Below are 25511 nucleotides of genomic sequence, written 5' to 3'. Positions count from 1 at the left end.
GAATAGACAAGGTAGAGGGGGTAGACAAGGTAGAGGGGGGTAGAAAGATTGCTCCCTTGTCTCCCTTGTCTCCCTTCCCTTGTCCCCCTTGTCTCCCTTGTCTCCCTTATCCCCTGCCCATAGTGCTGAGTGCTGAGTAGTAACCTAATATTTTCAAGGATAGCAGCAGAAGACTTTTACCTCTGTAACCTATAACCTGTAACCTACTAAGCATAAATTTGACTCACACAAAAGCGATCGCGCCCTTGGGCTTTAGCTTGGTAAAGGGCTTGATCTGCGGCTTCAATTAAATCTAAAGGCTGCAAATCAGCAGTGGGAATTACAGTCGCAATTCCAATACTTAAGGTGACATATTCTTTGACTGTTGATGCCAAATGGGGAATATTGAACTGTTTAACAGTATTATGAATTGCTTGGGCAACCTGAATAGCACCTCGTTCGTTAGTGTTGGGTAAGATAACGGCGAATTCTTCACCCCCATAACGAGCGACTAAATCTGTATTGCGTTTAAGATTTTGTTGAAAAGCTTGGGCTACAAGGCGTAAACAATCATCTCCTGCCCGATGACCGTAGGTATCATTATATTTTTTGAAATAGTCAACGTCACATAATAGTAGTGAAATACAACCTTGCTCTCTGATGAGATATTGCCAGACACTTTGCAGTTTACTCTCAAAACAGCGACGATTGGCAATTTGAGTTAATGGATCAACCATTGCGATGTTTTCTAGTTGCTGGTTAGCAAGTCGTAATTTTTGATATAGTTCCGATTGCTGAATTGCGATCGCTAGTTGTGTCGCTAGTTGTTGCAGTAGTTCACTTTCCCAGGCTTGCCAATGGCGGGGGGCGCTACAATGATGAGCGATTAACAAACCCCAAAGGCGATCGCTTTGTAAAATTGGCACAACTAGTTTAGCTCTGACTTGAAATTTTTCGAGTAACTGCACATGACAATCAGTCAATCCGGCTGTGTAAATATCTGAAGTAGCTTTAATTTGACCTTGTTGGTAATATTTTCCCTGGGTGTCTACAAAATATTGGTCTGTAATTTCCATAGTTAAAATCGCTTCCCAATCTGCGGCTACAGATTCAGTCACCACTACACCACTCCAATTGGACTGAAAACGGTAAATAATCACGCGATCAGTTTGCAGAAATTCTCTAACTTCGGCGACAGTTGTGTTTAAAATTACCTCTAAATCTAAGGATTGGCGGATGTGTTGGGCGATCGCCGCAATCATCCGTTCTCGTTGGGCTTGCTGTTGTAGTGCTAGTTCAGCTTGTTTGTGGGCTGTGATATTTGTAAATGATGCTACTACTGCGTAAGGTTTTGATTGATGGGGATGAAACAAGGGCTGAGAATTAATTGAAATCCATGTCAAACTGCCATCAGGTTTATAAATGCCTACAATCACATTAAACTGGGGTTGCCCTGTACGTAATGTCACCAAAGCCGGACAATTTTCCCTCGGAAAGGGTGAACCATCTTCATAAATCGCTCGCCATCGTGGATCAATAGCAGCTTTTCCCTTAATTTGCTCAGATGTCAAACCCAAAATTCTTTCGGCACTTTTGTTACAGGCTGTAATGCTACCATCGGCTTGCTGTAATATAATGCCTTCTGCCATTGTGGTAATGACTGAGCGATAGCTTTGTTCACTATTTTTGAGTGAATTTTCTGTCTGTAGGCGATCGCTAATATCTTCAAAAACATATAGTCGCCCAAAGTATTGATCCTGAGTATCTCGAATTTGGCTAGAAAAGCGCCGAATTGTCCGTCCATCAACAAACAAAATTTTATCTTCCACTACCGTACGATTTTCCTCAGACTGTAACGGTTTACAGGATTCTATAAATGCAGGTAAATCGGCTATTAGCGGTATGCACTCAGGGATAATATCATTATTTTTCAATAAACCAAGGCGCATTTGCGTTTCTAAATGCTCCAGCCCCCAAATTTTACAGAAGCGTTGATTAAAATACAAAATTTCGTCGGTGCGATTGTCAACTACCAAAAACCCTAGTACAGATGTGTCTGTCAAAGAACTTAACAATGCTTCCCGCCAGCGCAACTCTGCTTCGGCGCGTTGGCTTTTTTCCCAAGCTGCTTGCTGTTGATTTGCCAAAATCAGGGAATTTTCAATCACCGACTCACGGGTGCGTCGTATGTCTATCTCGATGGGATGGCTGGATTCGACAATTCCTTCCACCAACATTGCCATCCGTCCAGGCTTGATTTTAACCCCAGAACAAAAACAGCGCACAGCAACAGTTTCCCCATCTCGGTAAAATGTCCAGCTTTCAGTGATGGTTTTTCCCTGTTGAAATTCTTGCAGATATTTTTTCTCAGCTATCCACCTCAGTTCGGGAACATTACTAAAGTTGCGATTGAGCAATTCTTCCTGAATGGGAATGTTCCAAAGACGAAGTGATGCTTTGTTTGCCCACCACATCTGCATTCTTTCCAAATCATAAATCCAAATTGGAGTTTGTAATCTCTCAAATGCCTTCAATTCTGCGACAGAGATATGTTTTGGCAATGCCACTTGTCTTTTGATGGTTACTGGATACTTTTTAAAGTCAAGTTTTTGTGATGTTTATCTATGACTAAATTAGGTGTGAGAATCTGTTTCAGGATAACCGCAAAGCTTGAATAGATACTGAAAGCTATGAATATATTACATGATTTAGCTAATTAAGTAAATTGACTGAGTTTACTTGTATGAGAATGATTATAACTACAACATACCTGAATTTAAAATTAAGTTCAAGCCCATAATTGGATATTTATTCAAAACTTTAAATGCCAATTCACAAAGTTTATTGATTCAAATTAATGTAATATTGTGTTGCAAAAACTAACTATTTCTCCCGCAGGTATACTTTAGTTTCAACAGTTGAGACTTTTGCAGTTATTGTGATATGGCAATCCGATTTAATTTCTGAACTTACTTGTGAAAGAGGGGAACAGGAAACACTTCTCCTGTCAGGATGCTAGGCGAACGACAAGCTCATTGCATCGCAGGGAACAGGGAATAGAAACTTTATTGAGTTTTTTTCAGAAATTAAATAAGAGTTCTATATTTGCCAAATGATAACTGCAAAAGCTTGATTTGAGAATTATTTTTCTCAAAGACTAGCTATATATTAACATCACAGCTTGACAAGACTGCCAATTGAAAAAAATGTCCTGTTATACCGTTTCACTATTCTTAGCTACGCAATTTTATTTAATGCTTGTTGAACGATTTTACGAACCACCGAGTTTTCATCTGCTAAACATTGGTTTAGGGCTTCTACGGCGCGGTAATTTCCTACATTGCCTAATGCTAATGCGGCTGCACCACGCACATGATCATCTTCATCTTTGAGCATTGTAATTAAAGCATCTACAACCCTAGAATCATCAATTTTTTCTAGAGCTTGAACAGCAGTTAAACGTAAATCTGCATTTGGATTCTGCAAAATATTGAGCAGAGGCTCAACGGCTTTAGTTTCTCTTCTGTTTCCGAGAAAAGAAATACTCATTTTACGTAGCCAATTATCTTCACTGGCTAATACTAAAATCAACAAATCAACTATTTGCGGATTGACAATCTTAGCGATCGCTGAAATTATGTTCATTTGGATGCGACTTTCAGAATCTTGCATCAACTGGGCTAAAATTGGGATTAAGTCAGGATATTGACGGGTAAAGAGAGTCTCAATTACTTGCTGAGTTGCTTGCTCAGAACGTAGCCAATCTCTGTTGATGGCTTGTAATAAACCTTCCCGATCTCTGAGAAATTCCACCAAAATATCTGTAGTTCTAGAATCATCAATAAGCCGTAAAGCATGAACCACAGCTAATTTGACGTGAGGAAAACTAGAAACATCTATGAGAAAACTACCATTGCTGCGAAAAACTGCACTCAAAGGTTCTATAGCTCTGACATCGCCAAACTTTCCTAATGCTGAGGCGATCGCACGACAAGCAGTAGAATGATTTTGATAACTCAATACTTCAATTAACGGTTCAATCGCTTGAGTATCGCCAAATTCAGCCAGCGCCCATGCTGCGTCGGCTCGCACAAAAAAATCTGAGTCTTGCAAACACTGAATTAGCGGTTCAACGGCTCGACTATCTCCCAACTTTATCAATGATTTAATTGCATTTGTTCTGACTTTACTAGAGGGATGGTTTAAAACTTGTAACAGTGGCTCAACTGCTCGAATATCGCCTAATTCACCTAACTTTTGTGCCGCCAGAGCATGACCAGCATTATCATACAGTATATTTTGTAAACCAATTACTAACGGTTCCGCACCAACTTGATTAGCTAAACCCAAATTCGCTAAATTATCTAACGTATTAGCTGCCATTTCTTGCAACATCCCAGCATCAGGACTCAATGGCGCAGCTTGCAAAGCCTGGATTAATTCTTCTAGCGCATTCGGATGAGATAAATCAACTTCACTCGCAACTGTTGGCGGCTCAGGATTGTAAGATTCATTCGTAGTTGATTTTACTCTGCCTCGATAGTTATACTTACGGTGAATTTCTACAACTTTTTGTTCGTCTGTCTCCATGTATCCTTCATCATCAAGATCATAAGCACCAGTTTCGTAACACTCTGCCGTTGCCAGCATTAAATCTGTTAAACTATCCCAGCGAATTTCTTCAATGCCACATTCTGGATCGATAAACCAAACAGGTGCAGAATCTTCTCCTGTAACAATAGCGTATCTATAATCACCATTAAAATCTAATATCGTTAGCCACTGCGGATTCCAATCAAAGCCCCAACTTAAAAAGTCTGCGTACCATTTCAACGCCTCTTGCAAAGAGAAAAAATTGTCAAACTTAGGAACTACATAGCCACAACTCAAGCTTTGGCAACCATTATGCCACCCGTAAAACTCGTATAATTCTTCTGGCAAGCGATAAGGAAAATTTTCAACAATTGCGTCTATTTCTTGGCGAGTTAATCCAGGTGCTAAACTCAAAGCAAATTCAGGTTGATGACTCACTAACCAAGTCTCGATTCTATCCAGTGCATCTGTTAAAAGAGACATAAAAATTCCAATGATTGTATCTTTATAATTCCCAAATTCCCAAGACTAAAAATTTCTATAAGATAAACTAATTAGGTAAAATTCATCTGAAAAGTTTTACGATTAAATTGTTTAAGTCCTGCTATAAATATTAGTATTTGCTATCCATAGTAATCCTCAACAATTCACAAACCTATCTCCCTTGCCTACCTTGTCTACCTTGTCCCTCTGACTCACATATCAAATAAAATCGCTATAGCTTAGAAATCAAAACAGTCTAACAATTGTCAAGTCAAATAAATAACAAATAAAAATTTCTTCTACCGACTACCAGATTAGGAATAGACCAGTTATGATTACCCAATGCTGATGAGCATAAAAAAGCCTGTATATTAGCACAGTAAATCACGAATCATATCGTAGAATTTGGGGAGTAAGAAATGCTGGAATTATTAAGTTCGGGTTTGGTTTCTCTGTGGCTGGAAATGGCTGGGGTGGAAATTAAGCCTTCTGATGCTTTAGAAGCATTAGCTGGGCAAGCAAACCCTGGCTTGGTTCTGGCTGCTGATCCCAACCCCACCGGCGTAACTACCGTCCAGCAATACTTACAAGGACTAGTTAAATCTAAATTAGTTGCCCAAAATTTAGCCGAAAGCCAAGGAGTTTGGTTACAGTCTGGGCCAATACTCATGGCTAATCATCAAGGAACAACACCATTACCGGCTGCTTCGTTAACCAAGATTGCCACTTCCCTAGTTTCGTTAAAAACTTGGGGGCCAGACCATCAATTTGAAACTTTAATAGGGACTACTGGGCCTGTAGTCAATGGCGTAGTGCAGGGTGATTTGGTCATTGCTGGTGGTGGCGACCCGATGTTTGTCTGGGAAGAAGCGATCGCCCTGGGCAATACACTCAATAAAATGGGCATTAAGCAAGTAAAAGGGAACTTGGTGATTACAGGCAATTTTGCCATGAATTTTCAGCGTCACCCCCTACTGGCTGGTCAAATGGTGAAGCAAGCACTAAACCATAAAACTTGGACTCGTCCAGCTAATTACATCTACTCCATCATGCCCAAAGGCACACCCAAACCAGAAGTTGTAATTACAGGTGCTGTCAAAGTTGCCCCTCAAACACCCCAACAAACCTTGCTAGTGCGTCATAAATCTTTGCCCTTGCGCCAATTGCTCAAAGAAATGAACGTTTACAGCAATAACGAAATGGCACAGATGCTGGCAGAATCAGTAGGTGGTGCAGGTGTAGTGCAATCAACAGCAGCTTATCTGGCGCGAGTACCTGAGTCAGAAATTCAATTAATCAATGGTTCTGGACTCGGCCCAGAAAATCGCATTTCTCCCAGGGCTGTTTGTGCGATGTTAATGGCAATTCAACAGCAAGCAGCAGCACACAACCTGAATTTAGCAGATTTGTTTCCGATGTCTGGGTTTGATCGTCGGGGAACATTACACAGCAGACACATGCCCGTCGGTACTGTGATGAAAACTGGTACACTTCGTGATGTGAGTGCATTAGCTGGTGTCATCCCAACACGCGATCGCGGTTTAGTTTGGTTTGCTATCCTCAACCGTGGCCCCTTCGTCTCAAATTACCGCATAGAACAAGATAAGTTCTTGCAAAGTCTTGTGAAAGAACTAGAAGTAGTTCCCGCAATTCCCACCGCTATTACTCCCCACTCACCCGCTAACTCTTTACCAGAACTAGGTGCTACTAGTCGCAACGAAATTTTGTATAGAGGTTAGTCAAAAACCGTAGAGTATCTTTTTTGGTGAATTATTTGTGATCTAAAATTGGCTCTACGGATAAATCTTCAGTTAATTTTCTTGGTATGGGTGCGATCGCAAATGGTTCTGCAAGCTTCATTAATTATCATTACCAGCCCATATCAACAGTTTTCTGCCAAAAACATATTGACTATACCAATCTTTTTCTTTTTTTACTGCGTTTTTCAGAGGTTGGAATTTTTCTTGTTGATTTGCATCATTTTTTGTCTCTTCTTGCAACTGTAATGCTCTCTCAAGAACTTGCTTGATGGATTCTTCCATCGGATCATGTTTACCACTTTCGTACTCTTGGTTTTCTTCTAGCTTGTCCCAATCATGGCCACCCTTCATCTTAGGTAAAGCAATAATTTGTTGGATGAGTCCATCCAAATTTTTCTTTCCAGTGCCACTATGAAGCTGATCAATAACATCGCTAGTTTTCACAAAATTACTTTTTTCGGCATTAGCTTCTGCCCCTATTCTGATTTGCTGTTTCTCGCTTGTAAAATGAATAATCACATTACCTTTTGTCTTCAGATAAGGAACTACAATCTTTGGAGTATTAGACAGTTGTCCATCTGCACTGACTGAGCTAGAAGCAATATAAGCATTAATTGAACCAATGACACCACCAATCTCCTGACCCATATCTGTAATCATGTTATCAATGAGTTGAGTAATGTTATTGTCTGCATCTATATGTGTCAAAGCATATACAATTTCTCCTGCTTGATTATTTGCAGACATCGCCAAAGCTGTACAAGGGCCAGCACCTGTCGTTACTAATCCACTAATTTCTGCAAAGTTTTTTGTGACGTGATAGTAACTTTGTGGAACAACAATATCTTGAGCTAATTTATTTTTTATTGTCTCATCCTTAAAATGAGCATCGGCAGTAAACTGTTTACACGCTTGCTCAAACTCTTCTTTGCTTATGCTTTCTCTATATTCTTCATATTCATTGCCTTTGGCTTTTGCAATCCTATTCAGACCTAGTTGTATTAGTTTCCAACCATTTTTATACTTTTTCTTAAATTCGTTTTCTTCTTGTACTGTAATTCTTTGAATTTGCTTTTCGGCTCTACCAACAGATACTATTTCTCTATCTTCTAATTTTTGGACTTTTCCTGAGCCAGTTTGCTGCACTACATGAGTCAATTCATGGGCGATTAATTCCTGTCCACCTCTACTTCCCGGCTCATAATTTCCTTGGCGAAAGAAAATATCTTGACCTGTGGTAAATGCTTTTGCCTGAATTGATTGATTCATCTGGTCAGACTGAGCATCTGTATGAATTTTCACGCCACTGAAATCAGCCCCAAATGCTTGTTCCATTGGTTCTTTGATAGTCTCTGCAAGCGGCTGTCCGCTACCTTGCATTCGTTGGATGGAGGCTTCTAAATCTGGTGTTGCACTTTTTTCATTTATATTTGATAGCCGTTGTATGAACGATTTTTTTCTGATTTCTGCTTCTGGTTGTGACTGTGCCTGTAATGGTGGAGTTTCTGAAGAATTGATTTGCTGTACTACATCTTGTGCTAGTTTGTCAGCTTCTTGTTCATATTTATCTCCAGGTTCACCAATGCTAAGTTTCATCTGGATTCTTGGCGGTGGCGGTGGTTGATAGCCAGGGGGAAAAATTGGAATATTGGCAAGATTGTTAACAGGTGTTGTTTGTGATTTTGCTTGTAAATCTGCTGGTTTTTGTTCTGCTTCTTCGGTTTGGGGTTGGATGACAAAGCGACGTGGTGCAAATTGATTTGCTGGTGCATCATGATTTGTAGATGATTGACCTTTACTGGTTTGTCGCTTATACATTTTTCTTCTCCAGATATTTTTGCCAACACAAAACACACCGTATTTTTGCGGCAGAAGGTTTGTCAAAATTTGGCACTATCTTACTGAAGAAAAATAGCGATCGCCAAAATCGACACTATTGTTCATATATCATTTGCTACTAACATCAGGATGGCAGTTAATCGAACCTGCAACTGTGGCGAAAATTGGTAAATATTCTAATTCTGCGGTTGACTCTACCATTGCAACTAATCCATAAACAAGGTGATGACATTGCCAACAAACTTGATATTGTGTAATGGGCAGTTCAACATCAGGCGGTTGAAACACAAAAATATCTAATCTCGCTGAATAGTTATCAATTTTTGTTTGTGTTTGAGAAATTATTTCAAACTGTTCTGGCTGTAATTTTTGTAAGGGTAATTGTAGTAATTCATCTGAAAGTTCTATAAAGTTTTGTTCGTGTTGTTCTGTTTCTGGAATAACAATTTTTTTAATAAAAATTTGGGGATTATGTGCTGATTGTGCAGGATAAAAATATCCTTCGGTATGCTCATCTAAATGATGATTGGCAATTTTTTGCCAAGTTTGAGGAATTTCTAGTGAGATATTAAGTTTTTCACTAAAATGACGCTCAAATATCAATGAGTTATTCATATAACTACTCATATAGCAATCATAAATGGTTTACAAATATCTATCTTCCTTGTCTCCCTTGTCTATTTTATTTGGATATCAAATAGGAAGGCTATCGGATTATTCTTGGTTGTTCTTAGAGAAGAAATTAGTGGCAGTTTCATAAAGAGATGACGCACCAGAAGCGATCGCACTTCCAGCTTTAGATGCACCAGAAGCGATCGCATTTCCGGCTATTGATGCACCAGAAGCGATCGCATTTCCGGCTATTGATGCACCAGAAGCGATCGCATTTCCGGCTATTGATGCACCAGAGGCGATTGCATTTCCGGCTATTGATGCACCAGAGGCGATCGCACTTCCGGCGGTTTTCACACCTTGGTAAGCTAATCTGGTGGGAACTTCTACTGCTGTCCCTGCTAATCCCGCCGCACCCACTAACAAGCCACCCGCAACAGCAGTACCTTTATTGAGTGCCATCATTCTACCTGCTTCGACTAATCGAGATTTTGTATAAGGACGAGTGGCATTTTCCATCATGGTGATATTTTTAGCATGACTACCATGACCTCCTTCACCGACGATATCTTCAGTATTTAATAGCTGAGAGGTGTGTGCTTGTTTGATTCTGGCGAGTGTAGAGAAATTTGCTAATCCTGAAGTTTCTAGATCATGTTCAAAAAATGTGCCTTTGAGATGTTCTCCTCCGGCTAAATCTACAATATCGCCTTTAGCAATGTGATGAACTACCTCTGGTCTTTCTTCTTCTGGAAGCGATTCAATATTGTTGTGATATTGTTTGGCATTAGGCGCGGCGGATTGAAATGTTACCAGTCGTCTCACCAAAGTTGGATGAGTACCAACAAAATGTTGAGCTAATGCGCCGCCTAAACTGTGACCTGTAACATCTATTTTGCCTGATTTTGAAACGAGACTACCGATGTAACCTGTGGGAACTTCTTTGAGTAAATTCTGAATCCCACCATGTCCAGGAGAGTTAATATCTAAATCTTGCCACGCTGTTGCTAAATCACTGGTTCCACGAAACGCCAACACAGGGTGCTTTCCGGCTGTGACTCCTTGTTCTGTCGGTAACAATAATCCATAATTCAATCCCTGACCAGCATTGACGACATTACCATCAGGAAACCATTGTTCGTGAAATCCTTGTTCTCTCAACCATTCTTTATCTTGATCTGTCAAAACGTCGTCATAAATCAAGCCATGACCAATTTTTTCTAAATCGATATCTTGGGGGTTAATTGGCGTTGTCCCATCTTGAACTTGAGTAGGGTCAATGTCTCGGTTGAGAATCTGATTTTGACTGCGCTGAATAGCCATGACAACAGGTATATCAAGCCGTTGCATAGCTTCCTTAACCACAGTTTCAGTTTCTTGTTCAGATTTATCTCCTGGTTCACCAATTGCAAGTTTCATCTGAAGGCGTGGCGGTGGCGGTGGTTGATAACCAGGAGGAAAAACGGGGATGTTGGCAAAGTTTTTTGAAGAAATTGATGTATTATTTTTAACTGCCTGGGGTTGTAAATTGGGCGTTTGGGTGCTATCCTCTGCTTCGGTGGAGACAACAAAAGGACGGGGTGCAAATGGATTAACTATTGCATCGGAGTGATTTGGAGAAGTTTTAGCTGCTTTGGGTTGTCTGTGATACATTGTTATCCTCCAGATATTTCTGTGCAGCAGAACAACCACCGTCGGTTTGCGGTAAAATTGTTGTCAAAGTTTGGCACTATCTTACTGAAGATAATTAGCGATCGCTCATATTGATACTCTTGTTTACATAGATAGCGATCACCCTCAAAAATCCTAAAGCAATTTTTACTAACTATCTGTTATCCTCAGCCAACTAAAAATTTATTTGATCTCAGAAATCTTTACTGAGGAGATGATTAGAATTGTTGACATACTTGCAGCAATTCTTTGGAGTCTTGTGTTTTTGTTTCGTCGCGGGTTCCCGGCCCTACATTGTACTTGTCGCCCTTGTTCTTGAAGCCAGGTCTTTTTAATTCTTTGCTACTGGTAATATGTACATGCCATTCTGGATTGATACGTAGACGCTGTACAGCATTGAAGTAGAAAGTATATGCAGTATCCTCTGTACCTGTAAGTTCAGGAACTTTGTATGTTCCACCCTCCACTACGATGGCTTTACTTTTAATCAGAGTAATCAAAGTTTTGATATTAATTGTTGATTTATCCTGCATATCATTCCAGTTGCTTGCCAAAGTAGTCAGTGCTTCTGTGTCGTTTACCTCACCTTTAGCCAGCACACTTAACGCAGTTTTTCGAGCTTCTTGGCTGTATCCTTGTAGAGAATTCAGGACTACTGTTAAGTTCCATTCTTTATTTTGACAGGTTGTGGCACATTTTTTGATTATCTGAGCCTCTTCCGTTATGTTTTGAAAAAGAAGTAGTTGTTCGGCAGTAACACCGAGTTCTTTCAATTTTTCTTGCTCTGCATTTGCTTTTTCAATCGCTACAATCGCCTCTTTTATTCTGTCCTTATCTATTGGAGTTGGAACGAGATCGTTTCCTTCGTCATCCCAGCTATCAGATTCTTCTCTACGTAACCATTCTTCAAGTTTTTCTTTTGGGGCATTTTTTATGTCTTCTTCTGTGACATCACTGGTATCATTTAGTGTGTCTTTAAACCTTTGGATAGCTTGCTCATAAGATTTTGATATCTTTAACGTACCACCACTTTGCTGCACTACATGAGTCAATTCATGGGCGATTAATTCCTGTCCTCCACGGTTTCCTGGCTGATATTCTCCTTGGCGAAAGAAAATATCTTTTCCTGTGGTGAAAGCTTTTGCTTGAATTGATTGGTTTAACTCGTCAGATTGAGCATCAGCATGAATCCTGACAGCACTAAAATCAGCGCCAAAGGCTTGTTCCATTGGTTCTTTGATACTTTCTGTTAGTGGCTGTCCGCTACTTCTGGCTTGTTGGATTGACTGTTCTAAATCAGGTTTTGCAGTCATTCCACCTGCACCAGACAAACGCTGCACTATTGGTTTCATACGGACTTCTTCTTCTTCCGGTGCTGCTTCACGCTGAATGTTACCGGAGATGGGTTTCATACGGACTTCTTCTTCTTCCGGTGCTACTTCACGCTGAATTTGTTGAGTTTCTGGTGCATTAATTTGCTGAACAACATCTGCTGCTAACCTATCTGCTTCCTGTTCGTATTTGTCACCCGGTTGACCAATGGTAAGCTTCATTTGAATAGGTGATGGTTGCAGAGTCACACTGCTAGGAAATACAGATATATTTGGCAGGTTTCTTTTATTGCCTGATTTAGCCTGCAAATCAGAGGTTTGGTTGTTGGTGATTTCTTCATCTGGCTGGACGACAAAACGGCGTGGTGCGAATTGATTGGTGGTTGAGGTTTCAGCAGAATTTGTCGAAGTTTTTTTTGTTTTGTATTGTCTTGTATACATTTACTCAACTCTCCCAATCTGTGAAGTAGTAGTTAATCATCCAGACGTAGTTAGTATCAATTTTGGCATTATTTTTGAGGAATTAGTTAGCGATCGCTACCATTGTTCACAGAGTTAAAAGCAGGCGATCGCATTTTAATTTACTACCTGAAATATAATTCTGCTAAATCCAACCTTTGACCTCAGCATCTGTCAACTGTCGTTCTAATTTTGCGTATTCACTCTTAGCAGCTTGTAAAATATATTTCATTTCTACCGATTCCCCAGCATCGGCGGCTAAAAAGGCGGCATTCAGGGCAATGTTACGAATATTACCACCAGATACATTCAATTTTGCCAATTTACTAAAGTCTAAATCTTGGGTGGGTGTTTGCTGCGGAAAGATGCGTTGCCAAATCTCGTTGCGTTGGGTGACATCGGGGAAGGGAAACTGGACGATAAACCGAATCCGGCGCAGAAATGCTTGGTCTAAGGAAGCTTTTAAGTTGGTGGTGAGAATCGCTAATCCTCGGTAAGATTCCATACGTTGGAGTAAGTAGCCGACTTCAATATTAGCGTGGCGATCGTGGCTGTCTTTCACTTCGCTACGCTTACCAAATAAGGCATCTGCTTCATCAAACAGCAAAATTGCGCCGCCTGCTTCTGCTGCATCAAATACGCGGCGTAAGTTTTTCTCTGTCTCGCCAATATATTTACTCACAACTTGGCTTAAATCTATACGGTATAAATCTAAACGCAGTTCATTAGCTATGACTTCAGCAGCCATTGTCTTACCTGTACCACTAGCACCCGCAAATAAGGCACTAATCCCTAAACCTCTACCGCCTTTGTTGCCAAATCCCCACTGTTCATAGACTTTAGCCCGTTGTCGGACATGGGCTGCAATATCGCGTAAAACTTGGCGTTGGGCTTCTGGTAAAACTAAATCATCCCAAGTGACACCTGATTCAATTGGTTGGGCTAATTCATCTAAACGCGATCGCGCTTGAGAACGGCAGGTATCCCATAATAGAGTGCTGAGTGCTGAGTGCTGAGTGCTGAGTGAGGAGTGGGGAGTGGGGAGTGGGGAGTGGGGAGTGGGGAGTTGATTGGTGAGTTTTGATTTGCCTATGGCTTCTGTGCAAACTGTATGAATAGTGACGGCACTGAGGCTGAAGTGAGAAACTAGGGTATCTACATGACCGTTGAGGCTGGTAGCTACTTCACCTAAAGCATTTTGCCAGATGGCGCGTTGTTCGTCTGTGCTGGGTTTGGGAACGTCGATCGCAATTATTGGTTTTTGGGTACATCGCCTGCGTTCACGGCTAATAATAATGAGGGGACTGGAGATATTTGTCATCAAACGAGCGATCGCACTTTCTTTGGCAGCATCGTTACTATCACTTTCCTCACAATCTAATAGTAGTACGCTGTTGGTGAGCATAGCTTCTCGATCCCACAGCCGCAATAAATCATTGATTTCGTTGGTTCGCAGGTTAGTAATTGCACCTGCTGACATGATGTATAAATTAAGATTAAGTAGCTGACAAGCTGTAGAGGCGATCGCTTTTTTACTACTTACTTCATCCCCACATAATTGAATGATTGGTAAGGTTGTTTCTCCTCTAGTATTTGCCCAAGTTGTTGCTAATTGTTCTGCCAAAATCTGATGGGAATTTACATGGGCAATATTTTGAGGTTCCAGAAATTTCACCACACCTTGTAATCTCTCATCCAAATTATTCAACCCTAGTAAATAATGTAAAATTCGCTCATCAATTCGTAAGGGACTGAGATTCAATCCAGAACCTTCCGCAATTTGAATTAACTGCCAACGTCGTAAAGGTGCATCAGGTGTTAAAGCATTCCAATGTGCTTGGGGTAAAACTAATGTAGCCAACATAAAATTTGGATAAGGTTTACCCACACCACCTGGTGCATTGGTACATGAAAAACCCCAATTTGGGTCTAATTCCATACCAACGCACAATAGTAAAATATAACGTTCAAAATCTGTCAAACTAAAAATCCGACAAAGATTATTCAGTGCAGCATTATTCCAAGTATTTTTAGCATTCAATTCTAATGGGAAATTTTCTGGATTATTTTCTAATAAATTCCGAACTACAGCTAGTTCATTCATCAAATAATTATAATTATTGACTTGTAATTGCATTTAGTATTTATCCTTCTTTGAAAATTTATAGCGATTTTTTCTTGAGTAAAATACAAATTCATCCGCGTTTATCTGCGGTTAATTATTGTTTCCTGTACCTCACTGATTCGAGAACCGCTATAGCTATTTTCTATAACAATCCTAAATCATTCATAAATATCTATCGTTAATATCAAAATCTGACAAACCTAACCCCCTAGCCCTTTCAAGGGCAGGTTTTTAAACCTTCGATAAATAGTTGAGAATATTCTCAATTATGAAACGTAGTTTTAACTGTTCAGACAATAATTTTGGTTTTAAAAGCCCAAAAATTTGTCTAATAAAAAAAGCCTGCCCTTGAAAGACCCCCTAGCCCCCTTCCCTCGTAGGGAAGGGGGATTTAAAAGCCTCTCTCCGCTTCGGGGAGAGGTTTGGAGAGGGGTTTTTAATATCTTTCATAACTTTCCAAACATCCTCTAAGAAATAACAACTACTGGCCCGATATATTGTTCAAATGTGGGACTGTTAGAGTCTGTATCAACTGTGAATAAACTTTCTGCACCATCTACAATCAACCGGACTAAATAACTTCCTGGTAAACAATCATGAATTGCAAAGGTAATTGAGTTGGAACTATTGCGGCGATTTTTGGTTTTATCAGTAGAATAACCAGTAAATTGGGTGAGGGAAAGTTCTGTTAAAACTAACGTTACTTGTTGTGTTTTCTCAATGTTTAAGTTAACAGTAATAGTGATATCTGCCGATCGCGGTTCATTGCCTCTACCATGTACATTAGATACAGTGATATCTAAAATAGTCGGGCGTAATAAGAAAGGTACAACATTAGAATTTACCTTAGCTTGGGGATGAATTACTTGTAAACTCTGGACACCAGCCCTGAGAGATTCTACCGGGATAGTAGCCAGATTTAAGGTAATTTGCTTGTCTGTCACATCTTGGGGAGTGGTTGTGATATCACCGATGCGGACTTGGGTAATATCTGCGCTTAATTTATTTCCTTGAATTAATAATGTACTGTCAGCCAGAATTAAGGATGTAGCTGCATATTGGGTTTGCCAAATTTTTGCTATTTCTTCTACTACTTTGATTTGGGCGATCACAGGTTGATATGGTGTAACATGACGCTGAAGATTGCGGACAGGTAAGGGTTTTTTCGGAAGTTCACCGCTATCGATTAACACCACACTGGCTTTATAAGCTAATGATAAAGCATAAGGTGTTTGAAAAAATACCGTCCAAATTTTGGAAATTTCTTCGATATTCAAATCAACGGGAGAAATGGCGATCGCTTCTACTTGTTCGGCTAAATTAGAATCAGCTAAAAATGTCAAAGTTGCATCGCTGACGGTTTCTTGAATCATTGCTTGGGTAAGAATCGATTTGCTGTTGAAGGTGCGAACAACACTACCCATAAGGCGCTGCGGTTCTAGTTCTACATCGTTACCGTAACAAGTCAACAAGTAGTATAAATCTAAACCTGTTTGCTGGCGTTTAGTATATTTCTCATCAGAATAGCGTTGTCTTAAATCAGCACTCCGCCAAGCACTATTCAGGAGAATATCGTAAAGATAGATATTCACTCCTGCTTCTGGTGTCGCATTATTCAAGCGGTCTGGTCTTAGGGTTGTCACCCGCGCACCATCCACATCTATTTGAACACTAGCTTGCAATGTTCTTTGCAAAGTTGCGGTGACAGTGGCGATGGCTAAATGGTTACTCATTGTTATAGTGCTGAGTGCTGAGTGCTGAGTGAATTTTTATAGTGTTAGGTAATGAAGAAAGTGAGACATGAAAGTTTTTGAAAGTAAAAAGTAATGATTTTAGTTGAATAATATTTAACAACTTGTCTCTCAACATTTTTCTCATAAACTCCTGGTTATTATTCATATATTACTCAGCACTCAGCACTTTCAACTCAGCACTTAATCATGGACAAACCAAACCGAGTTTTAAAGCTTTGACAATAGCTTGGGTGCGGCTGGTGACGCTTAATTTTTCAAAGATGGCTGTTAAATGTGCTTTGACTGTGGCGACTGTAATATATAAATGGCCTGCGATTTGTTCGTTAGAAGCACCTTGAACTAACCAATTTAAAACTTCTTGTTCTCTTTCTGTGAGATGAATACAATGATTACCAAAGTTTAATGAATTGCCTGTGTAGTAGTGAAATAATCTAAAAAAGGCAGTGGCGACGGCTGGTGGTAAATAAACTTGATGATTAATGACAGTATTGATAGCTTCGCACAATTGGGTTGCTAATTGGTCTTTAAATACATAACCACAAGCACCAGCCTGCATAGCACGAAATATCCATTCATCTTGTTGATGAGCAGATAATATTAATACTTTGCCGTTATAAGATAATTCTCCCAGACGGTTTAGGGCGGTAATGCCGTTTTCTGGTGGTAATTCTAAATCTAGTAAGATTAACGCTGGATGTTGTTCAACAGTTAATTTTACTGCTTGTTCAACAGATGCAGCTTCTCCAATTACATTTAATCCTATATTACTGCTACTTGTATAAAAGTTTAATAAGGTGCGTATTCCTTGACGAAAATGCGGTTCGTCATCAACAAGTAGAATCGAGATTACCTCTTTTTTAGGATTCATGGTAGTGTGCCTGGGATATTTAAGAGAAGTCAGGAGTCTAAAATCTGAATTAGCAGACCATCTGAAACTGTGAGAAGCTGGCAATATAGCGTTGCTCGGTTGAGTACAGTAAAGAGATAGAGGCTAGAAGCTAGATGAATATATTTCATTGGAATAAAAAACGCTATATTAAATCTGATTGCTTTTTACTTTTACCTTTTTACTTTTGCCTTTTATAGGGTAATGTAAAGGAAAATTGAGCGCCACCTGTGGGAAGATTTTCTGCCCATAAGTTACCTTGATGTGCCAAGATAATTTTTTGGGCGATCGCTAGTCCTAAACCTGTACCACCGAATCGTCGAGAATAATAAGGCTTAAATATTTGCTTCAAATCTTCTGGTGCAATTCCCGAACCGCGATCGCAAATTTCTATTAACACTTCATGACTATAAGCGCACCAATTACAAGTGATTGTCCCACCAGTTGGACTAAAATGAATCGCATTTCCTAATAAATTATCAAACACCTGTTTCATCTGCCAGTTATCTACTGTGACATATACAGGCTCTTCAGGATATTGAATGGTTAAGTTTTTTTCTGTTAGTAAGTGCTGTAAAGTTTTAATACATTCCCTAGTAATTGTTTGCAAATTATATTTTTTTAAGTTTAAGTTTGCCCGTTGTCCCCGGTAAAGTAAATCAGTTAATTTCGCACTCAACTCATCGACAGTTTGGCGAATCAAGATTGCTTGTTCTTGTAAACTACCCTCTGGTAATGCCAAGCGCAGATTTTCAGCATAGAGATTAATCAATGCTAAAGGATTTCTCAGTTGATGTTCTGCTTGTCCGAGAATTTGAGATAAAGCTAAGATTTCTTGTTGTTGTTGCGATCGCTCTCGACAAATCACTAAATAATTACTTAATATTTGAGCATTCCCCAGCAGTAACTGTTGCTGTTCCGCAGACAGCAATTTATGAGTACATATCAATATATATTCGCCGATTGCCAAACTCTGTTTACTTATCCGACAAACATAGCTATGATAAACGCCGGATACTGCCAATTCCGTAACTTGTAGAACTGGTAAATCATCTCGCCACCAAGTTTCTGCTTGCAAATATGCAAAATCTGGATGGAATTTCCCAGACGTAAAAGAATTTGTTTGGTCATCCTGTGTCATCTGCACAGAACATAAATCTTCTGTGCTATACTCTGCCACTATCTGCCGTTTTTCTGTTGCTAAATCGTAATAAACCGTCCAGATAGCCACATTTGGCAACAAGGCTTTTAATTGTTGAATATTCAGCTGACAAATTTGGTAAAAATTTAACTCTGGCAGTTTATTTTCTAAATTGTTTACCAACCAAGGTCGCGGCAATTGAGAGGTTAATTTTTGTGTAGCCACCCTCATCCTATTTTACACTCCGAAACACTATAGCAACTCAGAAGCATTAGAAATGCTACCCAATCTCAAATATTTTTGCTTGGAGAAATTATGCTTCTTACTGTATAAATACGGACGAAATCAGCTTACTCTACAGCTTGTAAAATTGGGGAATTTAAAACAATAATTTTACAATATCGACCAAAGTCTAATAAACGCTAGACATCTAGATCCCTAAGCTAGAAAGAGTTAGCCCAATAGTGGCAAATTAGCCAACAAAAAAGCCTGATTCCAAGGTTTATTTTGTGCTGTCAGCCCTCCACCTTCCAATACGGTTCGGTTAAGATCCCCCCGCCTACGGCGACCCCCTTAAAAAGGGAGTAAAAGATAATTTTCAGCCCCCCTTTTTAAGGGGGGTTGGGGGGATCTCAAAATACTAAAACGTTAGCCGAACCGTATTGCGCCAACTTCCGTAAGTCTTGTAGCAAAGTAGTTGCTTTTTGCTTGCGGAACTCTGGTAAGAACGCTTCAATCTCCATAGATTCATACTGGCGGTAAAAACCTACCAGCCAGAGTGATTAAGGGAGCATTTCAGTCACCCTGCTGTTGTGTTTTATGATCCCAGCTGCTACCCAGACTTTAGCAAAAATTTTAGCTGGCGGGATTTCCCTGCTCAGTACAGAGCAAATTGATTTCAACCATCCTGGTGTGAAACAGAATATCAACCCTAGACTGAATTTATATTGTTACAACATTCAAGAAAGTGTTGACAAACAACAGTCTAATTGTCAGCAACCGGCAGACAAAAGGAAATTATTCTTATTAACACCAAGGTGGTTTGAACTCTCATTTTTGGTAAGTGCTTGGGATTTTACCAGTTTAAGTGAACAGCGTATCTTATCCGAGGCATTAATACTACTTTTGCATCATCATTCATTACGAGAAGAGGTGCTGGCTCCAGCACTGCGCGGTCATGGCGAATTAGCAATGACCGTTTCTGCTATTCATCCTTTGGATGCTGCGGCTTTGTGGAATGCGTTAGGAGTACCATTGCGTCCAGCTTTGTATGTGACATTAACAATTCCCCTAAACCTGGATAGTGATTTTGTCACTGAGCCAAGTTTGGTTGACTTTTCAAAACCAACAAAAAAAGTATGAAGTGGGAAGAGAGGCTAGGGGTTAGAGGTTAGAGGCTAGTATTTTTACTTTTAACTCAGCACTCAGCACTTCAAAAAATAGGAAAACCAAGTGTTATGCCAAGATTAGATTATTTTGCACCTGGTGTCTACGTTGAAGAAGTAGACCGAGGTAGTCGCCCCATAGAAGGGGTAAGTACGAATATCGCCGGCTTTATCGGTTTTACCGAAGATGTCAGAGGCGATGCGGAATTGTTTAAACCGATGCTGGTGACATCGTGGAACGAATATTTAGAATACTTTGCTAAACAAGGTTCTGATGGTTACACCGATTTTGATGCTTATTTACCTTTTGCGGTAAATGGTTGGTTCCTCAACGGTGGTGGACGTTGTTGGGTAGCGAGTATCGGTACAAAACTACCCGGTTCTCAGCCACCACCGCCAGAAGAAACCGCCTTAAAAATTCGCACCAGTGGGAACCGTCCTGCTTTAAGTTTTGCCCTTAAGCCTGCTGAAGATGATGATGACGGTGATGCAGAAGGCAGAATTAACGTTTCTGTAACGGAAAGTGAACCGCGTCCGCCAGAAAACCCAGAAGCAGAACCACCCGCAAATACTGGTGAATTTTTCAAAGTCTTAATTAGCCGCAACGGTGAAATTCTAGAAGAATACGACCACTTATCCATGAACCCGCAAATTGATGCGGCTGTGGGTAGTTATGCGGTGACAGCTTTGCAAGATTCGCAATTTGTCACGGTTGCGGACTTAGAAACACCAGGACAACCCCTGTCTCGCCGTCCAGCTAACGGTAATTACGAAGTTAGTCCACCGCCAGTAGTTTCCACCCCTGACCGTTTCCCCAGAGATGTGCAAGGTGTGAGAGACGATCGCACCGGGATGCAAGGTATCTTTGAAATTGATGAAGTTACCATGATTGCTTTCCCTGATTTGATGCGGGCTTATCAAAACGGCATCTTGGATTTAGATCAAGTCCACGGCATCATGGAAGCGATGGTGAGTATGTGTGAAAATACTGCCCCCAACCGGATGGTAGTATTAGACCCACCCCCATGTAAAGGCGGTGGCGCGGCTGTACCTCCCACCCAGGTGAAGCCCCAGCATATTGCTCAGTGGTTGAGTGCATTTAATAGGCGATCGCAATTTGCCGCCCTCTACTATCCTTGGATTAAAGTCCCCAACCCCCGTAACGGTGGTAGACCAATTTTAATTCCTCCCGCCGGTCACATGCTGGGCGTTTGGTGTCGCACCGATGAAACTCGCGGTGTCTACAAAGCACCCGCCAACGATACACCCAGAGGAGTCATTGGTTTAGCCTACGAAACCAACCTCCGCGAACAAGAATTACTCAACCCTCTAGGTATTAACTGTATCCGTACTTTCCCCAACCGTGGTATCCGCATTTGGGGCGCTCGCACATTGGTCGAACCAGATAACGTGCAATGGCGTTATATCAGTGTCCGCCGCTTGATGAGCTATATCGAGAAATCCGTAGAACTCGGTACTCAATGGGTAGTATTTGAACCCAACGACCAAGACTTATGGGCGCGTGTGACTCGTACCGTCAGTAACTTCCTAGAAAGACTCTGGCGGGAAGGTGCTTTATTTGGTGCTTCGGCTGCGGAAGCTTTTTACGTCAAATGCGACTCCAGCATTAATACCCACGAAACCATGATGTTGGGGCGGTTGTACATCGAAGTTGGTGTTTGTCCTGTGCGTCCGGCGGAATTTGTCATCTTCCGCTTTAGTCAATGGTCTCCTAACCAATAAAAGTAGGTGCAGAGGTGTAAGGGAAACCATATTCCCCTACACCCTCACACCCTTGTACCCTCTATTACAAACTAAGGAACTACAAAGATGCCTGAATTAAAACCAATTGCTGCTAGTAATTTCTACTTTGAAATTGATGGCATGACCGATATGGCTTTTAGCAAAATTGGTGGTGTCAAATTTGAAGCTAAAGTCAAAGGTCAAGATAAACCTTTAATGTCTACAAAAGGTGGCGTTACTGTCAGACAAATTAACTCGGCTGGATTTGAAGGACTATTTACAATTGACGTTTCTACCCTTATGAGTGGGGATAGTGATAGCACCAGCAAAAAAATGTATGATTGGTTTAAAAAATGTATGCCCAAAACTGAAAAAGGTGAAGGCAAATGGGCAGACAGTAAAAAAACTGGAGCTATAGTTGCCTACGATACTGATGGCAATGAAGTAATGCGTTGGGAATTAAAAGAAGCTTGGCCTTCTCAATATAAAATCGGAGATTTAGATGTGAATGGCAACGATTATATTGAAGAAACTTACACTTTAACTTGTGAAAATATGAATCGCAAAAAATAGATTTTGCCTAATTTTTAGTTAATTAATTATTACCTATTTATCTGGAGGTTGATTTATGCCAGAGTATATCTCTAATGCCAAGTTCTACTGGGAAGCTGACGGACTGACAGAAATTTTAATTCAGAAAATCAGTGGAATGCAAATGAAAATGATAGTTGCAGGTGGAGATGCACCTATTGGTGTCACCAAAGATGGTAAAACTCAAACCCAAGCTACTATCGGTGGTGTAGAATGCTCAGAAATCACCATTGAGTGTGTAGCAACTGCTGATTCTAAACAACTGCTTGATTGGTATAACAAATGCCATGCTGAAGCTCTTTCAGGTGGTAAATCAGAAGGACGCAAGAGCCGGAAATTAGGTAAACTTTCTATCTATGATGGCGAGCAAGAAAAAATTCAATACGAATTTACAGATGTCTTTCCTACCAGCTACGGAACAGGTGATTTTACAGCAGGTAGTGGTGATTTATTAACTGAAACAGTCACAGTTGGTTTTACTTATTTTGAAAGGAAGAAGTAAGTAGAAGTGTGAAGTGTGAAGTGTGAAGTGTGAAGTGTGAAGTATGAAATTAAAATCATACCTTTTGCCTCCTACCTTCCCACTTCAGACTTTTATTTCATATTTTATATAGTAAAATATATGGCTGACTTTCCCGAAATTCTGACGAATAGCCGATTTTATCTGGAATTAAAGCTTACTGGTAGCCAAGAACCTGTGGATGGCTATTTTATGGAATGCCAAGGTTTTCAAACTACACAAAAAGTAATAGAAATTTCCGAAGTTACTCCCCAAACTTGGGGGAAAAGTGGTAATACAAGTGGTAGAATTATCACTACAAAAATCCCTGGTAATATATCTTATTCTAATATTGTGTTACGGCGTGGTTTAACTATTTCTATGACTATGTGGAATTGGTTAGCGGCTGTACAAGAAAGTAAATGGGGTGACGAAAGACGTGATGGTTCTTTGGTCATTTATAATCAAGCTGCGGAAGAAAAATTTAGATTAGAATTTAAAAATGCTTGGCCTGCTAATTATAAAATTAATGATGTGAGTGCCTCTGGTAGTGAACATGAAATTGAAGAAATAGAAGTAGTAGTAGAAGAATTAAAACGAGTAAAAGTAGCATAGAATGTTGCAAACTGAATTTGAATTTACTTTACCGAAAGGGTATCTTGATGCAGATGGTAATTTACACCGTAAAGGTGTGATGCGTTTATCCAGAGCGATGGATGAAATTATTCCTTTACGTGACCCCCGTGTAAAGTCAAATCCAGCTTATGCAACAGTCATTATTTTATCTCGTGTCATTACTAAATTAGGTGCTTTAGATGAAGTGACACCTGCGGTTGTGGAAGATTTTTTCGCCTGTGATTTAAGCTATTTACAAAATTTTTATCGTCAAATTAATGAATTAGAAGAAGTGGGGAGTGGAGAGTAGGAAATAGGGAGTAGAAGAAAATCACAAATGACAAATAATAAATAACCAATGACAAGCATTTATACAGAATTTAACTTTACTCTTCCTAGAGGTTTATTAGATGCTGAGGGGAATTTGCATCGCCAAGGTGTGATGCGGTTGGCGACAGCAAAGGATGAAATCATTGTCCAAAAAAATCGGGCTGCTCAGGAAAATGTCACTTATGCTGCTATTGTTATGCTCTCACAAGTAATTACTCGTTTGGGAGATTTAACAGAAATTACTCCAAGTTTACTGGAAAATCTTTTCTCTAAAGATTTGGCATATTTGCGAGAGTTTTACAATCGAATTAATCAGCAAGGCGATGCAGAAATTCCTGTCCAGTGTCCCCAATGTCAGACTAAATTTCAAGTGGGGTTGGCTTTAGCGGGGGAATCATAGGCTACCCCTCAGATTTACTACATGAGGAGGTAGCCTGTATTGCATTTCATTTCCACTGGAGTTTAGCAGATATTATCACTTTAGAACATTCTGAGCGTCAACGCTGGGTGAATGAAATCGGTAAAATAGTCCAGCCAGAGTAACTGAGAAACTTTATATCATATAGGCAAATTTTTGGGTACATACTTTAGGAAGATGCCCTACTATTTAACTCGGTCTAAATTTATTCTGGTGTGTCAAATAACTGCTTTCTACAGAGGTTTAGCTCAAGGCTAAACCTTTTTTATGATTGATGGTGTTGTAAGAAAATAAACGCTACAAAATAACTGGTTATTTCAGAATAAATTTTACCATAAATCTCAGATGCAACTAAATTGTTTCTATCCTTAGACAGATAGGTGAAATATATTATGTTCAAAATTAATAGGGTAATCATAAATGATTTATCAAAGTCTCCCTTGTCTTCGTTATTCGCATATCATAATTTCTAATTTTTGTACACAACTAGAAGGAAGATGAACTACATCTAGTAAGGAGATAAATTATCTAGATATGGTAAACACCTGGTATATATGGGCTTGGCTAATGTCCAAGCCTTTTTCATATTTTTGAGACAAATAAATTTATTTTAAAAGTAGTAATTATTAAAATATTTGCTGTATTTATATTATGTAATATGCCTGCAATTTATGTGTTATTTAGAAGTGGTTACTTTTTGTCTTAAGCTCATATCAATTTGCCTGTTGTTTAGGTACATCCTCAAGATAGATGAGGTCTATGAAAGAAAATCATAAATTAATTGAGTACGTTGTTAAGCACAGCAATTTTTAAGGTTTGGCTCTTGACCAAACCTTTTTTGTTGTTTGATTTTTGGAAAAATATATTTATGTTTATTGATGGGTAGTTTAAGCCGAAAAAGATAATTTTTGATTTTTGTATTATCAGTTATTTAATTATTTGTATACATCCTTTAGAGAGATGAACTAACGGATGACCTGGGATAAATTAAGCTTGGTGTAGTAAATGCTTGGTATACATAAAGGCTTGGTTCACCCAAGCCTTTTTTTGTACATCTTTGCAGTGTCATATTATGACGAAATCTGAGCTTACCTGTTTGGCGATCGCACACAAGTCAATCACACTCAGAATATTCACTCAAGTTTATTACATCCGTAATTTTATCCGAGTTTACAAAAAATTGTTGAAATACTTACATTTTGCTTTATAGTACTACGTGTCAAGCAAATAGTCTAGCAAGTAAACTGTTGAAGTTTCATTAAGACAACCAATATTTAGACTTTCCGTGGGAATCATA

Annotated in this window: 19 protein-coding genes; 9 read left to right on the top strand and 10 right to left on the bottom strand. The window is 39.7% G+C overall.

Annotation, left to right across the window (positions count from 1 at the left end; all coding sequences use genetic code 11):
• Positions 1-206: 206 nt before the first annotated feature.
• Together H6G28_RS14450 and H6G28_RS14445 are read right to left on the bottom strand one after the other, a co-directional pair.
• Positions 207-2546: a sensor domain-containing diguanylate cyclase gene (locus H6G28_RS14450; RefSeq protein WP_199332851.1), complete on the bottom strand. Its 2340-nt coding sequence runs from the start codon at positions 2544-2546 to the stop codon at positions 207-209.
• A gap of 670 nt (positions 2547-3216) precedes the next feature.
• Complete coding sequence (locus tag H6G28_RS14445) at positions 3217-5055, bottom strand: HEAT repeat domain-containing protein (protein ID WP_190671577.1); 1839 nt, start codon at positions 5053-5055, stop codon at positions 3217-3219.
• 419 nt (positions 5056-5474) lie between these two features.
• On the opposite strand from H6G28_RS14445, the gene H6G28_RS14440 reads away from it, so the two are divergent.
• Complete coding sequence (locus H6G28_RS14440; protein WP_190671575.1) at positions 5475-6794, top strand: D-alanyl-D-alanine carboxypeptidase; 1320 nt, start codon at positions 5475-5477, stop codon at positions 6792-6794.
• Positions 6795-6914: 120 nt separating this feature from the next.
• Here the strand turns inward: H6G28_RS14440 and H6G28_RS14435 are convergent, their stop codons facing one another.
• From H6G28_RS14435 to H6G28_RS14400, 8 genes are all read right to left on the bottom strand, one after another.
• Positions 6915-8633 carry an eCIS core domain-containing protein gene (locus H6G28_RS14435; RefSeq protein ID WP_190671573.1) on the bottom strand — a complete coding sequence of 573 codons (1719 nt, stop codon included), beginning with the start codon at positions 8631-8633 and terminating at the stop codon, positions 6915-6917.
• Positions 8634-8762: 129 nt separating this feature from the next.
• Positions 8763-9269, bottom strand: coding sequence for a hypothetical protein (locus tag H6G28_RS14430; protein ID WP_190671571.1), 507 nt, complete (start codon positions 9267-9269; stop codon positions 8763-8765).
• A 99-nt stretch (positions 9270-9368) separates the two neighbouring features.
• Positions 9369-10919 carry a hypothetical protein gene (locus tag H6G28_RS14425; RefSeq protein ID WP_190671569.1) on the bottom strand — a complete coding sequence of 517 codons (1551 nt, stop codon included), beginning with the start codon at positions 10917-10919 and terminating at the stop codon, positions 9369-9371.
• A 236-nt stretch (positions 10920-11155) separates the two neighbouring features.
• Positions 11156-12709 (bottom strand): eCIS core domain-containing protein, encoded by a 1554-nt coding sequence (locus H6G28_RS14420; RefSeq protein ID WP_190671567.1) that lies wholly within the window; start codon positions 12707-12709, stop codon positions 11156-11158.
• A 163-nt stretch (positions 12710-12872) separates the two neighbouring features.
• On the bottom strand, positions 12873-14864 hold the full coding sequence (locus H6G28_RS14415; protein WP_190671565.1) for an ATP-binding protein: 1992 nt from the start codon (positions 14862-14864) through the stop codon (positions 12873-12875).
• 455 nt (positions 14865-15319) lie between these two features.
• Positions 15320-16585, bottom strand: coding sequence for a Pvc16 family protein (locus H6G28_RS14410; RefSeq protein ID WP_190671563.1), 1266 nt, complete (start codon positions 16583-16585; stop codon positions 15320-15322).
• A 205-nt stretch (positions 16586-16790) separates the two neighbouring features.
• Complete coding sequence (locus H6G28_RS14405) at positions 16791-17474, bottom strand: response regulator (RefSeq protein WP_190592548.1); 684 nt, start codon at positions 17472-17474, stop codon at positions 16791-16793.
• A 199-nt stretch (positions 17475-17673) separates the two neighbouring features.
• The gene (locus H6G28_RS14400) at positions 17674-18864 is read right to left on the bottom strand and encodes a sensor histidine kinase (RefSeq protein ID WP_190671561.1); all 1191 of its coding nucleotides are present in this window, start codon (positions 18862-18864) and stop codon (positions 17674-17676) included.
• Between the two features lie 588 nt (positions 18865-19452).
• Here H6G28_RS14400 and H6G28_RS14395 point away from each other — a divergent pair.
• The 8 genes from H6G28_RS14395 (at position 19453) to H6G28_RS37655 (ending at position 24339) form a co-directional block, all read left to right on the top strand.
• Complete coding sequence (locus H6G28_RS14395; RefSeq protein ID WP_190671559.1) at positions 19453-19995, top strand: Pvc16 family protein; 543 nt, start codon at positions 19453-19455, stop codon at positions 19993-19995.
• 95 nt (positions 19996-20090) lie between these two features.
• Entirely contained in the window at positions 20091-21761 is a 1671-nt protein-coding gene (locus tag H6G28_RS14390) for a phage tail sheath family protein (protein WP_190671557.1), read from the top strand.
• A gap of 87 nt (positions 21762-21848) precedes the next feature.
• Positions 21849-22334 (top strand): phage tail protein, encoded by a 486-nt coding sequence (locus H6G28_RS14385; RefSeq protein ID WP_190592552.1) that lies wholly within the window; start codon positions 21849-21851, stop codon positions 22332-22334.
• A 55-nt stretch (positions 22335-22389) separates the two neighbouring features.
• Complete coding sequence (locus H6G28_RS14380; protein ID WP_190592553.1) at positions 22390-22854, top strand: phage tail protein; 465 nt, start codon at positions 22390-22392, stop codon at positions 22852-22854.
• A 120-nt stretch (positions 22855-22974) separates the two neighbouring features.
• Positions 22975-23466 (top strand): phage tail protein, encoded by a 492-nt coding sequence (locus H6G28_RS14375; RefSeq protein ID WP_190592554.1) that lies wholly within the window; start codon positions 22975-22977, stop codon positions 23464-23466.
• Between the two features lies 1 nt (position 23467).
• Complete coding sequence (locus tag H6G28_RS14370) at positions 23468-23776, top strand: hypothetical protein (protein ID WP_190592555.1); 309 nt, start codon at positions 23468-23470, stop codon at positions 23774-23776.
• 48 nt (positions 23777-23824) lie between these two features.
• On the top strand, positions 23825-24196 hold the full coding sequence (locus H6G28_RS14365) for a phage tail assembly protein (RefSeq protein WP_190671555.1): 372 nt from the start codon (positions 23825-23827) through the stop codon (positions 24194-24196).
• Positions 24160-24339, top strand: coding sequence for a DUF6760 family protein (locus H6G28_RS37655; protein WP_313934165.1), 180 nt, complete (start codon positions 24160-24162; stop codon positions 24337-24339). Before H6G28_RS14365 ends, H6G28_RS37655 begins: the two co-directional genes overlap by 37 nt.
• Positions 24340-25511 lie beyond the last annotated feature (1172 nt).

The organism is Nostoc sp. FACHB-190 (assembly GCF_014696905.1).
Taxonomy (GTDB): domain Bacteria; phylum Cyanobacteriota; class Cyanobacteriia; order Cyanobacteriales; family Nostocaceae; genus Nostoc_B.
This window is presented reverse-complemented; position numbering and strand designations above follow the sequence as displayed.

Coding starts and splice junctions, on each gene's coding strand:
- H6G28_RS14385 (WP_190592552.1), top strand. CDS start 21,849: ATGCCTGAATTAAAACCAATTGCTGCTAGTAATTTCTACTTTGAAATT.
- H6G28_RS14425 (WP_190671569.1), bottom strand. CDS start 10,919: ATGTATCACAGACAACCCAAAGCAGCTAAAACTTCTCCAAATCACTCC.
- H6G28_RS14435 (WP_190671573.1), bottom strand. CDS start 8,633: ATGTATAAGCGACAAACCAGTAAAGGTCAATCATCTACAAATCATGAT.
- H6G28_RS14380 (WP_190592553.1), top strand. CDS start 22,390: ATGCCAGAGTATATCTCTAATGCCAAGTTCTACTGGGAAGCTGACGGA.
- H6G28_RS14390 (WP_190671557.1), top strand. CDS start 20,091: ATGCCAAGATTAGATTATTTTGCACCTGGTGTCTACGTTGAAGAAGTA.
- H6G28_RS14420 (WP_190671567.1), bottom strand. CDS start 12,709: ATGTATACAAGACAATACAAAACAAAAAAAACTTCGACAAATTCTGCT.
- H6G28_RS14440 (WP_190671575.1), top strand. CDS start 5,475: ATGCTGGAATTATTAAGTTCGGGTTTGGTTTCTCTGTGGCTGGAAATG.
- H6G28_RS14365 (WP_190671555.1), top strand. CDS start 23,825: ATGACAAGCATTTATACAGAATTTAACTTTACTCTTCCTAGAGGTTTA.
- H6G28_RS14430 (WP_190671571.1), bottom strand. CDS start 9,269: ATGAATAACTCATTGATATTTGAGCGTCATTTTAGTGAAAAACTTAAT.
- H6G28_RS14415 (WP_190671565.1), bottom strand. CDS start 14,864: ATGCAATTACAAGTCAATAATTATAATTATTTGATGAATGAACTAGCT.
- H6G28_RS14410 (WP_190671563.1), bottom strand. CDS start 16,585: ATGAGTAACCATTTAGCCATCGCCACTGTCACCGCAACTTTGCAAAGA.
- H6G28_RS14395 (WP_190671559.1), top strand. CDS start 19,453: ATGATCCCAGCTGCTACCCAGACTTTAGCAAAAATTTTAGCTGGCGGG.
- H6G28_RS14370 (WP_190592555.1), top strand. CDS start 23,468: ATGTTGCAAACTGAATTTGAATTTACTTTACCGAAAGGGTATCTTGAT.
- H6G28_RS14400 (WP_190671561.1), bottom strand. CDS start 18,864: ATGAGGGTGGCTACACAAAAATTAACCTCTCAATTGCCGCGACCTTGG.
- H6G28_RS14445 (WP_190671577.1), bottom strand. CDS start 5,055: ATGTCTCTTTTAACAGATGCACTGGATAGAATCGAGACTTGGTTAGTG.
- H6G28_RS14375 (WP_190592554.1), top strand. CDS start 22,975: ATGGCTGACTTTCCCGAAATTCTGACGAATAGCCGATTTTATCTGGAA.
- H6G28_RS14405 (WP_190592548.1), bottom strand. CDS start 17,474: ATGAATCCTAAAAAAGAGGTAATCTCGATTCTACTTGTTGATGACGAA.